Source organism: Megalodesulfovibrio paquesii, assembly GCF_054653055.1.
Window position 1 is genome coordinate 606143 of sequence record NZ_BAAIGQ010000006.1, and the last position, 14165, is coordinate 620307.

The window sequence follows — 14165 nt, forward strand, 5'->3', positions numbered from 1 at the left end:
GAAGATGATCAGCAGCATCGGCAGCAGTTACGGCACATCGTCCACCTCCTGGAGCAGCTTCTACGAAAAGGCCAAGACCCAGCCTTCCGCCGCAGAGCTGTTCTCCTCCACCGACGCCGACGGCGACGGCCTCATCACCCAAACCGAGCTCGCTTCGGCCCTGGAATCCCGCGCCAAATCCGGCGAAACCCAGGGAACAGGGCCCAGCGCTGAAGAACTCTTCGCCAGCCTTGACTTGAATGGCGACGGCTCTGTGACCGAGGCAGAACACGAGGAAGCCCTCGAAACCCTGAACCAGAAGCTGGAAACCAAGGCCAGCATGACCCGCATCGCCATGGGCGGCGAGGAGGCACTTTCGGCGTCCGACTTGTTCGCCTCCACCGACGCCGACGGCGATGGCGCCATCACCCTGGAAGAACTGCAAGAGGCCCTGGCCAGCCGCGGTGACAGTGATGATGCAGACAAACTCTTCGCACTGTTGGATGCCGATGGCGACGGCGTGGTCACCGAAGCGGAACACACCGAGGCCCTGGAAAACATGAGCCAGACCATGCAGGGCGCGCAGGCCATGGCCGGCGGCACCCCCCCCGCAGGCGGCGCCGGTGGGGCCGGCAGCGCCTCCTCCTCTTCCGGGGAGGAAGAAGAGGAATACGAAGACGCCGACCTCAATCAGGACGGCGTGGTCACCATGGAAGAACTCAAGGAATTCATGGGGATTGAAGACGCTCCAACCTTTGAGGAGCTCTTTGCCTCCCAGGACGATTCCTCGATCTTCGGTCAGTCGGACGACAGCCTTGAGGACACCGGTGCGCTTGCCGGGTCGAGCACCGCTGCCGACTACCTCAAGACTCTTGTTTCCCAGTACGGCAGATCCTCCAGTGGGGGCATGTCGTCAGTGTTCAGCCAGATGGCCTGATGCCATCACGCGGAACCTCATTGCGCCAATGCACGGAAAGGCGGCGAGCTCCAGCCTTTTCGTGCATTGATGTCTGGGGGGGTTACGCGCAGCCTGCCAGGGGCAGCTGCACCTCCACGCACAGGCCGCCTCCCTCACGATTGAAGGCCCGCACCATGCCACCGTGCGCTTCCACCGCGCGGCGGGCAATGGCCAGGCCGAGCCCGAAGCCATTGCTGCCAGAGGCCGGCGGGGGGTGGCCGGTGGGCAGTTTTTTTCTGATGCGATAGAAGGGGGAAAAAATTTCCTCCAGCTCCTCAGGAGGGACGCCAGGGCCACGGTCGCACACCACCACGCGCGCCTGGCAGGGCGGGTCCCCTCGCTCGCCACTGTCCTTGGATGCGGTGCATTCCAAGATCACCTCCACCACGCCGTGCAGAGGGGTGTAGGCCAGGGCATTGCGCAGAATATTTTCCATGGCCCGGTGCAGCAACTCGAGGTGTCCCTGCATTGGGCATGAGGCAATCTCACCAAATACCAGTGTTTTTTGTGCCGTCTGCGCCTCAAAGCGCACGTCGGCCACCACGTCGGCCAGCAGTTCCGCCAGGTCCAGCGATTCGGCAGTGCCTTGGGTCGGACCGGCTTCCAGGCGGGCCAGGGTGAGGATTTCTCCCACCAGGATGTCGAGGCGCTGGCCTTCGCGTTCGATGCGGTCCAGGGTGGCGGTCATTTTTGCCGGGTTCTGCCGGGCCAGGCCAATGGCCGCCTGCAGCCGGGCCAGGGGGGAGCGCAGTTCGTGGGAAACGTCGTGCAACAGCCGGCGCTGGGCGGCGATATGATGCTGGAGTTCTTCGGTCATGCGGTCAAAGTCGCGGCTGAGGTCGGCAATTTCGTCGCGCCGGTCGCCCATGAGCGGGCGGACGCGGGTATCGAGATTGCCGGCGGCCACGGCGCCCAGGGCCCAGCGCAACAGCCGGACCGGCTTGGCAAAGTGCCAGGCCAGCAGGGCGCTGAAGACGAGGCTTGCCAGCAGGCCGGCCGCCAGGGGCAGCCCGCGCGGGGGGTGGCTAAGGGGCGAGCCCATGGGCGAGCCTGGAGGACCGCTGGGAGGGCTGTCAGAAGAGGCCAACGGGATGTTCAGCGGGAGGGAGTCACCGACGAGGGCGAACACGAGATACGGCTCGCCGGTGGTGGTGACCACATCGCGAGCCGCGGCCAGCCAGGGTTCAAAGGGGATGTCTCCCGGTGAGCGCAAGGGCGCGAGTTCCCGGGCCTTGCGCAGCAATTCTATCGGGAGCGGCCGGTCAAACAGTTCCTTGCCCTGTGGATCAACCACATACACCGGTTCTAAGGCGGGAGTGAAGTGTTGCCACTGTTCCAGCAGATTTTTCAGGGCGGTGAACTCTTCCCTGGCCGCCAGTCCTGCGGCCGTATCGACCATGAAAAGCGCGCGCGGACCTGTGGCCAGGGTATTCTCTGACGGCTGATTGGCGCGGTCGTACAGCGTCATCCCCAGCCAGACGCCCACGCCGGCAGTCAGGAGTGCGCACCAGAAAGCGAAGAAGAACTTCCAGAACAGGCGGCCCATGATGGGGGGCTCAGATCTTGACGAATTGGTAGCCATGTCCGCGGATGGTTTGAATCCAGGAGCGACCGTCCAGGCTGTTGCCCAGCTTGTGGCGGATGCTGCTCATGTGCACGTCGATGCTGCGATCGTAGCGTTCCAGGGGGCGGCCCAGGGCGTGTTCGGAAAGGTCGGCCTTGCTCACGGGCCGGCCGGCGTTGCGGGCCAGGAGTTCCAGCAGGCTGTATTCGGTGCTGGTCAGCTCCAGGGGGGCTTCCTGCCACTGGGCCCGTCGTTCCTGGGGCCACATGGTCAGGGGGCCTGCTTGGACCACCTCGGCCGGGCCCTCGCCGCCGGCACGGCGCAGAATGGCCCGCAGCCGGGCCGCCAGGGCGCGCGGGGGGCAGGGCTTGGACACATAGTCGTCCGCGCCCAGTTCCAGGCCCACGACGCAGTCCACCTCATCGCCGCGGGCGGTGAGCATGAGGACGGGCAGCCGGCTGAAGGCCCGGATGCGGCGCAGCACCTCCATGCCGTCGATGCCGGGCATCATCACGTCCAGCACGGCAATGTCGAAGCCGCCGCTGCGAATGGCCTCCACGCCGGCCAGGCCGTCGTGCACGGTCACCACGTTCATGCCTTCCTGTTCAAGGTATTCCTTGATCATGGCGCTGAGTTCCACATCATCGTCAACCAGGAGCACGCGTTTGGTCATGGAGAGCCGCCTGTGGCAGGGGGTGAACACGGTCGCATCTGAGCCAGACTCCTCTCCGCATGCTGGCATGGAGTGTTGCGGAAGGCAATGGGCGCGGGCCAAAAGTGGGGCACAATATCCCTAGCTTCGGAAGGCAAAATACACCGCCCCCAGCAGACACAGCCCGGACCAGAGGTGATCCAGCTTGAGCGGCGCGCCCATGTACCAGACGGAAAAGGGCACAAACACGGCCAGGGTGATCACTTCCTGCAGGATTTTCAGCTGCGGCAGGCTCAGCGCCGTGTAGCCCAGGCGGTTGGCCGGCACCTGGATGAGGTATTCGAACAGCGCCACCCCCCAGCTGGCCAGGGCAGCCACCACCCAGGAGCGCGCATGCAGGTGCTTGAGATGCGCGTACCAGGCAAAGGTCATGAATACGTTGGAAAGAATCAACAATCCAATGGTTTTTGAAACAACCAGGCTTGGCATGCAGGAGTCCTTGCCACTATGGCGGCAGTGCGCGGGGGCGATGACGGCATCAGGCTTCCGGCTCTCTATGCCTCTGGGCGATGCGGGTCAAGCCGAGTGGTTCGGGCAACGGCCTTGTCTTTTCGACGAACGGCAGTCTTGCGGCGGCGGCCGGCTTGCCAACAGACGCTGATTGGCGCATATCGTGACGTCATGACGGCAGGAATCAACCCGCGCCGCGCCGTGTTTCGGACGCTGCGTGGCGGCACGGGCCGATGCCCCGGCAGCCACCCATCATTCCAGATCCAGGAGCCCCCTGTATGAGCGAATTGGACATCGAAAGTCTGTTGAAAGAAAAGCGCAGCTTCACGCCTATCGAAGATCCGCGTGCCAGGGCCTATGTGTCTTCCATGGACGAGTACGACGCCCTGTGCAAACGGGCGGCCGAGGATCCGGAAGGCTTCTGGGCAGAGCGCGCCAAGGAGCTCGTCACCTGGTTCAGCCCCTGGGAAAAGACCCTCGAAGCCGACATGCACAAGCCGGAGATCAAATGGTTCGCCGGCGGCAAGCTCAATGTGGCCTACAACTGCCTGGACCGTCATCTGGAAAACGGCCGCCGCAACAAGGCGGCCCTCATCTGGCAGGGCGAGCCGGATGAGGATGTGAAGGTCTACACGTACCAGATGCTGCACACCGAGGTCTGCCGCTTCGCCAACGTGCTCAAGAGCAAGGGTGTCAAAAAAGGCGACCGCGTTTCCCTCTACCTGCCCATGATTCCCGAACTGGCCATCGCCATGCTGGCCTGTGCCCGCATCGGGGCCATGCATTCCATCGTCTTTGCCGGCTTCTCCGCCGTCTCGCTGCAGAACCGCATCCAGGACTCCGCGGCCAAGGTGGTGGTGACCGCGGATGCCGTCCTGCGCGCCGGGCGGACCATCCCCCTGAAGCCCAATGCCGATGAGGCGATGAAGAAGTGCCCCAGCGTGGAGCACTGCATTGTGGTCAACCGCGCCGGCCTTGATGTGGCCATGCAGGAAGGCCGCGACTGCTGGTGGCATGACTGCATGCACGCCGACGGCATTACCGATGTGTGCGAGCCGGAACCCATGGATGCCGAGGATATCCTGTTCATCCTGTACACCTCCGGTTCCACGGGCAAGCCCAAGGGCGTGGTTCACACCACCGGCGGGTACCTGACCTACGCCGCGCACACCACCCAGTGGGTCTTTGATGTCACGGATAACGATGTCTACTGGTGCACCGCGGACGTGGGCTGGATTACCGGCCACAGCTACATCGTCTACGGTCCCCTCTGCCTTGGGGCCACCTCGCTCATGTTCGAGGGCGTGCCCTCCTGGCCCGGGCCGGACCGCTTCTGGCAGGTGGTGGAAAAGTTCAAGGTCAACATCTTTTACACCGCCCCCACAGTCATCCGGGCCCTGATGCGCGAGGGCGTGGACTGGACCAAAAAGCACGACATCTCCTCCCTGCGCCTGCTTGGCTCCGTGGGCGAGCCCATCAACCCCGAGGCCTGGATGTGGTACCACACCTACATCGGTGCAGGGACAAAACCCATTGTGGATACCTGGTGGCAGACCGAAACCGGCGGCATCCTCATCTCCGCCCTGCCATACGCCACCACCCTCAAACCCGGCTCGGCCACCAAGGCCCTGCCCGGCGTGGATGCGGCCATCGTGCGCGCCGACGGCACCCCCGCCGGCCCCAACGAAGGTGGCCACCTGGTGATCCGCAAGCCCTGGCCTGGCATGCTGCGAGGCGTGTTCGGGGATCAGGAGCGGTACAAGTCCACCTACTTTCAACGCTTCCCCGGCATGTATGAATCCGGCGACGGCGCGCGCGTGGATGACGACGGCTACTTCTGGATCATGGGCCGTCTGGATGACGTCATCAACGTCTCCGGCCACCGCATGGGCACGGCCGAGGTGGAAAGCGCCCTGGTGTCTCATGAGGCCGTGGCCGAGGCCGCGGTGGTGGGCATGCCGCACCCCATCAAGGGCGAGTCGATTTACGCCTATGTGACCCTCAAAACCGGCATTGACGAGTCCGAAGACCTGCGCAAGGCCCTGCGCGCCTGGGTCCGCACGGAAATCGGCCCCATCGCCACGCCGGAAGTCATCCAGTTTACCGATGGCCTGCCCAAGACCCGCTCGGGCAAGATCATGCGCCGCGTGCTGCGTAAGATCGCCGCCGGCGTGTATGACGACTTTGGGGACACCTCCACCCTGGCCGATCCGGGCGTGGTGCAGGATCTCATCGAGGGCAAAAAAGAACTCACTGGTGACTAGTGTGATGTCCACGAAATAAGGTGACAAGAATGTCATCAGATTTCGTGGAAGATCGTCAGCCGAACTGCGCGGATTTCGGCTGACTCACGGAGCATGCTGCTCCGGGGCCGCTGGCACAGCGGCCCAGTGTTGCGTCTATGCTGCATGGATCCTTTTGGAGGACGCAACACTAGCGCCAGCGTGCAGGGTTTTTCCCTTCTTGCGGTGCGGAAATATGGCCGGCCGGGACGCATTGTCCCGGCCGGCCTGTTTTATTGTCGCTATTTCGTTTCAAATGAGGGGGATATCCCCTGTGCTGATCTATGCATGCCCAGCATGATGAAGTAGAAATACGATAAGGTCAGAGATCCATTGCGCTGCTTTCATCATGAAAGCCCGCGCAGTAACACCATGACCAGGGAGGGGGCGATGCAACTGATCTCACGCCGTGGCGCTATCCTGTTGATGGGAATCCTGTTGCTCATGTGCATGAAGGGTGCAGTCTCCGCCGGAGAGCCTGCGCCCCAGCACGTCAAGGACCTGGCTGCCAGGGAGTTGCTGGCCATGGCCGAAGATCCGGTGTTGCTCGCCGCGGTGCAACACCAGAATGCGCAAGGCCTGACGCTGGAGGTCATCAAACAACGCGATGCCACCTGGATGGCACAGGCCGGCATGGACGACTTCATGCGCGCCCTGCATGGCAACGCCGCCAGCCTCCGGCTGCGGGAATGGCAGGCCAGGGAACCCTGGCTGGCCGAACTCTTCGTCACAGACAACCAGGGCGCCAATGTGGCCATGAGCGACAAGACGTCGGACTACTGGCAGGGCGATGAGGGCAAGTTTACCAAATGCATGACTGGTGGCCCTGGCGAGCTGTACTTTAGCGAGGTGGAATTCGACAAAAGCGCCCAGGCCTATCTGGTGCAGGTGTCCGTACCCATCCGGCAGAACGGCCAGGCCATTGGCGTGCTCGTGGTGGGTGTCGACGTGGATAAGCTGCCAAACTAACTGCTTGCACCGCCAGGAGCATCCCCATGCATCTGCTCAAGGATACACGGCTCGGCCTGCGCCTCTTCACTTCATACGCCTTGCTGATCATCATCGTTGTGCTCCTCGGGTGGCAAGGTGCCACAGGCGTGCAGCAGGTGGGTTCCCTGCTGGACCGCATCTTCACGGTGAATGTCAAAAGCCTGGACCTGCTGCTGCAGGTGGATCGGGATCTGCATCAATTAGTTGTGGCTGAACGCTCCATGATTTTTGCCGATGTCAAAGACCCCGTGTTCAAATCCCTGTTGGAGGAATATGAGACAAACCTCAAACAGGCAGAGGAACGGTGGCAGAAATACACCAGCCTGCCCCTGACGCCGGAGGAGAAGGCGCTCTTTGCCCAGTATGAAAAAGGACGCGTCGAGTGGCTGAAGGTTTCCCGCCAGGTGGTGGATGCCCGCAAGGCCGATACCCGCGAAGGCCGTCGTCTGGCGCTCGATTTGGCCCTGCGCGACTCCCGCGACAAGTTCGAGGCCATGCGCGACGTGATTAACGAGCTGACCGAACTCAACAATGGCGTTGCGGAACAGACCAATATCACAGCCAAGGCAGCCGTTGGCAGCGTGGCGGCCTTCATGTGGTGGCTCACGGGGGGCGGGGCTGTACTGGCTGTATTGCTGACGATTTTTGTCACACGCTCCATCACCACGCCGCTGGGGCGGTGCCTGCAGTTCTCCACTGCCGTGTCCGCGGGCAATCTGGAGAGCCGGCTCGACGTCCGCCAGCGCGATGAGGTGGGCAGCCTTGCCCAGGCCTTGCGCAGCATGGTGGAGACACTCAAGACACAGCTGGCCAACGTGCGCACCGGCCAGGACGAGGCCGCCCGTGAGGCCGAACGGGCCCGCCAGGCCGTGGCCGATGCGGAAAAGGCCCGCAACCAGGCCGAACAGGCCCGCCGCCAGGGCGTGCTGGAGGCAGCCGCCCGTCTGGAAAGCGTGGTGGCCGTGGTTTCGGGCACCTCGGATGAACTGGCCGGCCGGGTGGAGGAAGCCACCCAGGGCTCCCAGCGGCAGGCCGCCCGGGTGAGCGAGACGGCCACCGCCATGGAAGAAATGAACGCCACCGTGCTGGAAGTGGCCCGCAGCGCCTCCCAGGCCGCCCAAACCTCGGCCCAGGCCAGGACCAAGGCTGAAACTGGCGCCGAGGTCGTGCGCCGGGTGGTGGAATCCATCGACCGCGTCGGGAAGCAGGCCCAGGCCCTCAAGGCAGACATGGCCAGCCTGGGGCAAAAGGCCGAGGGCATCGGGCAGGTGCTCGACGTGATCAGTGACATTGCCGATCAGACCAACCTGCTTGCCCTCAACGCCGCCATTGAGGCAGCCCGCGCCGGCGATGCCGGCCGGGGCTTTGCCGTGGTGGCCGACGAGGTCCGCAAGCTGGCGGAAAAAACCATGGCTGCCACCAAGGAGGTCGGCACGGCCATTCAGGGCATCCAGCAAGGCGCGCGCACCAGCGCCACGGGGGTGGACGCCGCAGCGGAAGCCGTGGCCAGCGCCACGACCCTGGCGGCGCAGTCCGGCGAGGCGCTGCGCGAAATCGTCGTTCTGGTGGAACTGGCCTCGGATCAGGTCAGCTCCATCGCCACAGCCTCCGAAGAGCAGTCCGCCACCAGCGAGGAGATCAATCGCAGTCTGGACGACATTAACAACATTTCCAGTGAGATGGCCGGGAGCATGAGCCGCTCGGCCCAGGCCGTGGAGGAATTGGCCTCCCAGGCGCAGGCCCTGAGCGAGGTGATTGAAGACATGAAGCGCAGCTAGCCCGCTTCAGGGCTGCACGCCATGTGCCGCCGGCCGGGAAGGCATGGGCTTTCCGGCCGGCGCTTCATTTCCCCAGCCACTGCGCCCAGAGTGTGCGCTGGCGGGGGCCGTCGTATTCGCACAAGAAAATGCCCTGCCAGGTGCCCAGCTGCAGCCGGCCCCCAGATACGATGAGGGTCAGGGAAGGGCCGGTCATCAGGGTTTTGATGTGGGAGTCGGAATTGCCCTCGGCGTGTCGATAGTCGCCCTGGTGTGGGACCGCGGCGGCCAGGTGGGTCAGGATGTCCCGCGTCACCGTGGGGTCGGCATCCTCATTCACGGTCAGGCCGGCTGTGGTGTGGGGGCAGAAGAGCACCAGCGCGCCCTCCTGCCAGCCCTGTTCGGCGAGCAGCTGTTGCACGCGGTCGGTGATGGACACCATCTGCTGCCGGGCAGCGGTGGCCAGGGTCATCGTGTGCATGGCGCCTCCTCGTTTCCCCGGAACCCGTGTGCAAACGCCGGATCATATAGTTTGGAACGCGTCGGCGCGGCGTCCTGGCCGGGGAGGATCAAGAAAAGCGTCTGGCGCGTCAGCCCCTCGGCCCGGACCACCTCGGCCATGTCGGCCAGGGTGGTGCGGATGACGCGCTCCCCTTCCCAGCCCAGGCGATGGGCCACCACCACCAGCGTCTTGTCGGGCAGGCCGCCCAGGCGGCAGGCCGCGGCCACCTCTTCGGGACGCTCGCCGGAAAGGTACACGGCCATGGCGCAGCGGCGGGCGGCAAAGGCGGCCAGTTCCTGACCCGCAGGCATGGGCGTGCGGCCAGGGGTGCGGGTGAGGATGAGGGACTGGGTGATTTCCGGGATGGTGGCCGAAACGCCCGCTGCCGCCGCGGCCGCCGTGGCCGAGGTCACACCGGGGCAGACGGCCCAGGGGACGCCCGCCTCGTCCAGCAGACGGGACTGCTCTCGAACGGTGCCGTACAGGCAGGGGTCCCCGGCCTGGAGGCGAACCACGCGTTCCCCGGCCTGCACGGCGGCCAGGATGGCGGCGTGGGTTGCTTCCAACGTCAGGGGGGCAGTATCCAGCAGGCGCGTTCCGGGGCTGGCCAGGGCCGTGATGGCCGGCGGGGTCAGGGAACCGGGGTAGAGGAGCAGGTCTGCCTCCCGGATGAGCCGATGGGCCTTGACCGTGAGCAGTTCCGGATCGCCAGGGCCTGCGCCAACAAACCAGACGGCCGGGGCGGGCGTCATGGGAGCGCTGCCGTTCATGCCCCCTTCACCCCACGGATGACAAACACCGGGTTCATGGCCTCGAAGTGCAGATCCTTGCCCAGGGCCTTGGCCTGGGAGGTCTGCACCAGCTGGACTTCGATTTTCCACTGCAGTTCGGTCAGCCGGCGGCGCAGGGCCTCAAAGGTGGAGAGCAGCACGCAGTTCACGGCCAGCCGGCCGCCGGGCTTGAGGCGTTGGCAGACGGCGTCGAGCAATTGCGGTTCATCACTCAGCCCGCCGCCGATGAACACGGCGTCCGGGTCGGGCAGTTCGGCCAGGCAGGTTGGAGCTGTGGCGTGGACGGGTTCGACAATGAGCGCGCCGAACTGGCGGCAGTTGGTGCGGATGGCGGCCAGCCGGTCCCCCCGGCGCTCGATGGCATAGATTCGCCCCCGCCGCATGACCGCCGCGGCCTCAATGGATACGGAGCCGCAGCCCGCGCCCACATCCCAGACCACTTCGCCCGGCCGGGGGGAAAGCGCGGCCAGCCCGGCAGCCCGCACGGGTTGTTTGGTCAGCACGCTGTCCGGGCACTGGAAGTCATCGTCGGCAATGCCCAGGGCCAGGGTCTTGCGTGGCTGGGCCACCCGCTCCAGGATGACGAAATTGGGCTGCTGGAAACGCGTTTCGCTGGCCTGGGCCAGGGAGAGGCGGGCCACCTCCTCCTTGTCCGTCTCCAGGCCGGAGAGCACCCACATGACGAAGCCGTCGGCGCCGCGGTCCAGCAGGGCCTGGGCAATGGACGCCGGGATGTGCCGGGGGTCGGTGTACACGGCCACCCAGTCCCTGAGCATGCAGGCGGAAAGCAGGGGGCCAAGGTCATCGCGGCCGTGCAGGGAAACGGCGGCCACCTCCTGCCAGGGAATTTTCAATCGGGCGGCGGCAGTCTGCAGGGTGGTCACGTTGGGCAGGCAGAGGAGATCCTCGGAGGCAAAGGCCTCGGCCAGACGCGGCCCGATGCCGAAAAAGAACGGGTCCCCGCTGGCCAGGACCACCACGTCGAGATTCTCCCTGAGTGCGTCGCGGATGGCGTCAAAGGCCTTGTCCAGGTCGGCGGTCAGCTCGATTTTCTTGGCCGGATGGCTGGCGTGCAGGGCCAGGTGGCGCTTGCCGGCCACCAGCACCTGGGCCATGTCAATGACGTCTTCATGGGACTCGGGCAGGCTGTCCGAGGAAAGGCCGAGGCCGACAAGGGTGATGGGCATCTAGTCGTCCTGGGTGGAACGCCGCAGGCGCAGCGTGTTGGCGGTGTCGAAGAGCAGGATGGTCAGGGACAACGGTTTCTCCCGCGGCAGGGCGTCGGTGACGGCCATGCAGCCGGCCATGCGCTGCCCCTGGGCCAGGGCGCGGCGGACCACCAGATCCAGCAACGCCGGCCCCTCCGGGCAGGCGGCCAGCAAATCCATGGCGTGCCGGGCCGTGCGGGCCTGTCGCAGCAGCGCGGCCGCCCGGGTCAGCCCGGCCGTTTCGGCCCAGCGGACCACGGGCCCCAGCGTCAGCGCTCCGGCCCGGGCGTGGGTAAAGCCGATGCCCTGGGCCAGTTTGGAGCATTTGCCGAAATACAACCCCAATGCCGCATCCAGCATGCCACGGCTGGCGGCCTGCCGCAAGGCAAAGGCCATAAAATCGCCAGCCTGGATGAAGGCTGTTTCGGGCGTGCCGGGCAGGTGGTCCCTGCACAGGCGCTCACTCTGCCCGCCGGTGCTCAGCACCACGGTGGAAACGGCCGGTACCGCCGAGGCGAGCACCGCGAACTGACGGCGGATGGTCTCCTTCCAGGACCCGTGACTGAAGGGCCGCACCGTGCCGCGCGTGCCCAGGATGGAGATGCCGCCCACCACGCCCAGGCGGGGGTTGAGGGTCTTTTCGGCCAGCCGCCGGCCGTCCGGGACTTCAATGCGGACTCGCACACCGGGTACGCCGGGCAGGCCGGGCACGCCGGGGGATGCATGCAGGGCAGCCATCTCAGCCAGATCGGCCAGCACGGCCAGATCAGCCAGGGCAGCAAGACCCTCGCGCACGGCGGCCTCGATCTGGGCCAGGGGGGCGGGGTTGATGGCCGGCCCACCGACGGGTGCGGGCAGGCCCGGCAGGGTGACCCGCCCCACGCCCTCGCCGCCATCGATGCGTACCGCACCGGCGGGCAAGGTCGGATCGATCCAGACCAGGGCCTGGATGGCGCAACCGTGGGTGACGTCGGGGTCGTCGCCGGCATCCTTGATGACCGTGGCCCGCACGCCCGGCGGTTCCGAAACGCAGGCGGCCAGGGGAATGGTGAGCCGTTCGGGATGGGCATGGGCCGTGGGCGGGCAGGGGATGGTGACCTGTGGGGGCGACGCGCCATGCAACAGGGCCAGGGTGGCGGCCTTGGCCGCCGCGGCAGCGCAGGAACCGGTGGTCACGCCTTCGCGGCCAGCCCCCTGCGCCAAAGCGGTCACCGCCGGCCCTCGCGCGGGACTTCATGTAAATTTGCAAGCATTTCCATAACTTCCAGGGCCGCCTCCCGCATGCTGAACACCAGGGAAAAGAAGTGGGTCACTTCCGTCAGCGGATGTCGGCGGGCCACCTGCCGGGCGCGGATGCCTTCCATGGCGTTGTCCACGGAATGCAAAGTGTTTTCAAGGGCTTCCATCTGCGGGCGGAGGTCGTGTCGGCGGATGCCGTGTTCGTTCAGACAGGCCGCGGCCGCGGTCAGACCGGCCTGCATGCTGCGAGAGAGGGCGGCCAGATCCGGGCGCATCTCCAGATGCAGGGCCTCATCGGCCAGCTCCCTCGCGGCGTGCTCCATGGCCTGGAAATCTTCCATCAGTCGGTCCAGGGAGGTGGCCAGGGTGCTTAATATCTGTCCGCCTTCGCCCAGGCCCCCGGGCTCGCGGGCGGCGTCGGCCAGGGCGGGGCGCAGCTGCATCACCTCGCGCACACAGGCATTTTTCAGGGCGGCGATGGCCTTGTCATCATACTGTCTCTCCAGGCAGTGGCCCAGCAGCACGGCCACGAACTGCCCCGAGGCCTCCATGGCCGACCTCACGCCCAGCCGCAGCGAGTTCCGGGCCCGGAAGGGCAGCACGAACATGGACACGGCCATGGCCACGCCCACACCCAGGGAAATTTCCAGGAACCGGTCCATGCCCAGGATGAAGGGATGCTCCGAGCCCCGGCCCAGGAGGATGACGATGGACGCCGTCACCGCGGCCAGGCGGAAGCTCTCGTGCAGGCCCATGAAATAGGCGCAGACGAAGATGGTCAGAAACACGCCGATGCCCAGGGAGACGGAGTTCGCCCCGGCCACGGAGAGGGTGATGGCCCCCAGCAGTGCGCCGATGAAGGTGCCCTGGACGCGGGAAAGCCCGGACTTGAGCGCCCGCCCCAGGTTGGACTGCATGACGATGACCGCGGAGATGACGGCCCAGTACCCCTGCGGGAAAGAAAACACATCCACCAGCAGCAGGGTGATGACGCTGGCCAGCGCCGTGCGCAGGGCATGGCGGGCCATGATGGGATCCAGACGCGGCAGCCGCCGCATAATATTGATCATGACTACAGGGAGTTGGCAAATGCAAGTTCAAGAAGCGCGTTCACCGTGGCCGCAGCCAGGGCCGAGCCGCCCTTGCGGCCGGCGATGGCGATAAAGGGCGCAGGGGAACGCTCCATCAACAAGGCCTTGGATTCCGCGGCGTTCACAAAACCCACGGGCATGGCCACCACCAGGCCGGGGGCGGCCTCGCCGCGGTCCACGGCCTCCAGCAGGGCCAAAAGCGCCGTGGGCGCGTTGCCTACGGCCAGAATCGCGCCGGAAAGGCCTTGAAAGCGCCGGCAGGCCACGGCCACGGCGGCCTTGGCCCGCGTGCCACCCGTCTCCCGGGCCAGGGCGGCCACTTCGGGGTCGTCCATGAGGCAGTGGACGACATTGCCGAAGGTTCCAAGCCGGCGGGCCGGAATGCCGGCACGGCACATCTGGGTGTCCGTGATGATGGGCGCGCCCTGCCGCAGCAGGTCCACACCGGCCTGGATGGCCTGGGGGTGCATGCGGACGAGGTCAAGCATCTCGAAGTCCGCGGTGGTATGGATCAGGCGACGCACCACGGTCCAGGCCGGGCCGGTCCAGGCGTGCCGGCCGGCTTCTGCGTCGATGATGGCCATGGACGCGGCTTCAATGGCCGCGGGGTCCGCAATGGGCAGAATGTTCATGAAACACAAC

General features: G+C 65.7%; 13 protein-coding genes. 4 read left to right on the forward strand and 9 right to left on the reverse strand.

Going from position 1 to position 14165, the window contains the following annotated elements; genetic code table 11:
* Nucleotides 1–4 precede the first annotated feature (4 nt).
* A complete protein-coding gene (gene xopAW / locus ACYQ00_RS15570) occupies nt 5–916 on the forward strand; it encodes a XopAW family type III secretion system calcium-binding effector (protein WP_460033019.1) in 912 nt (303 codons plus the stop codon).
* 82 nt (nt 917–998) lie between these two features.
* On the opposite strand, the gene ACYQ00_RS15575 is transcribed toward xopAW, so the two are convergent.
* From ACYQ00_RS15575 to ACYQ00_RS15585, 3 genes are all read right to left on the reverse strand, one after another.
* The gene (locus ACYQ00_RS15575; RefSeq protein ID WP_460033020.1) at nt 999–2483 is read right to left on the reverse strand and encodes a HAMP domain-containing sensor histidine kinase; all 1485 of its coding nucleotides are present in this window, start codon (nt 2481–2483) and stop codon (nt 999–1001) included.
* Between the two features lie 10 nt (nt 2484–2493).
* Entirely contained in the window at nt 2494–3174 is a 681-nt protein-coding gene (locus ACYQ00_RS15580) for a response regulator transcription factor (protein ID WP_460033021.1), read from the reverse strand.
* A 120-nt stretch (nt 3175–3294) separates the two neighbouring features.
* Entirely contained in the window at nt 3295–3642 is a 348-nt protein-coding gene (locus ACYQ00_RS15585; protein ID WP_460033022.1) for a DMT family protein, read from the reverse strand.
* A gap of 299 nt (nt 3643–3941) precedes the next feature.
* Here ACYQ00_RS15585 and acs point away from each other — a divergent pair, with 299 nt between their 5' ends.
* The 3 genes from acs (at nt 3942) to ACYQ00_RS15600 (ending at nt 8713) form a co-directional block, all read left to right on the forward strand.
* Nucleotides 3942–5927 (forward strand): acetate--CoA ligase, encoded by a 1986-nt coding sequence (gene acs / locus ACYQ00_RS15590; protein ID WP_460033023.1) that lies wholly within the window; start codon nt 3942–3944, stop codon nt 5925–5927.
* Nucleotides 5928–6335: 408 nt separating this feature from the next.
* Nucleotides 6336–6914, forward strand: a complete 579-nt coding sequence (locus ACYQ00_RS15595; protein WP_460033024.1) for a PDC sensor domain-containing protein — start codon at nt 6336–6338, stop codon at nt 6912–6914.
* A gap of 26 nt (nt 6915–6940) precedes the next feature.
* The gene (locus tag ACYQ00_RS15600; protein ID WP_460033025.1) at nt 6941–8713 is read left to right on the forward strand and encodes a HAMP domain-containing methyl-accepting chemotaxis protein; all 1773 of its coding nucleotides are present in this window, start codon (nt 6941–6943) and stop codon (nt 8711–8713) included.
* A gap of 64 nt (nt 8714–8777) precedes the next feature.
* Here the strand turns inward: ACYQ00_RS15600 and ACYQ00_RS15605 are convergent, their stop codons facing one another.
* From ACYQ00_RS15605 to ACYQ00_RS15630, 6 genes are read right to left on the reverse strand one after another with little or no spacing between them, the layout of a single operon-like run.
* A complete protein-coding gene (locus ACYQ00_RS15605; protein WP_460033026.1) occupies nt 8778–9173 on the reverse strand; it encodes a secondary thiamine-phosphate synthase enzyme YjbQ in 396 nt (131 codons plus the stop codon).
* Nucleotides 9161–9946: a precorrin-4 C(11)-methyltransferase gene (gene cobM / locus ACYQ00_RS15610; protein ID WP_460033027.1), complete on the reverse strand. Its 786-nt coding sequence runs from the start codon at nt 9944–9946 to the stop codon at nt 9161–9163. Before cobM ends, ACYQ00_RS15605 begins: the two co-directional genes overlap by 13 nt.
* A 14-nt stretch (nt 9947–9960) precedes the next feature.
* Nucleotides 9961–11172, reverse strand: a complete 1212-nt coding sequence (gene cbiE / locus ACYQ00_RS15615) for a precorrin-6y C5,15-methyltransferase (decarboxylating) subunit CbiE (RefSeq protein WP_460033028.1) — start codon at nt 11170–11172, stop codon at nt 9961–9963.
* Nucleotides 11173–12405 (reverse strand): cobalt-precorrin-5B (C(1))-methyltransferase CbiD, encoded by a 1233-nt coding sequence (gene cbiD, locus ACYQ00_RS15620; protein ID WP_460033029.1) that lies wholly within the window; start codon nt 12403–12405, stop codon nt 11173–11175.
* Nucleotides 12402–13502, reverse strand: a complete 1101-nt coding sequence (locus tag ACYQ00_RS15625; protein ID WP_460033030.1) for an FUSC family protein — start codon at nt 13500–13502, stop codon at nt 12402–12404. The genes cbiD and ACYQ00_RS15625 overlap by 4 nt, the downstream gene beginning before the upstream one ends.
* Before the next feature lie 2 nt (nt 13503–13504).
* Nucleotides 13505–14155 carry a precorrin-8X methylmutase gene (locus ACYQ00_RS15630; RefSeq protein WP_460033031.1) on the reverse strand — a complete coding sequence of 217 codons (651 nt, stop codon included), beginning with the start codon at nt 14153–14155 and terminating at the stop codon, nt 13505–13507.
* Nucleotides 14156–14165: the final 10 nt, after the last annotated feature.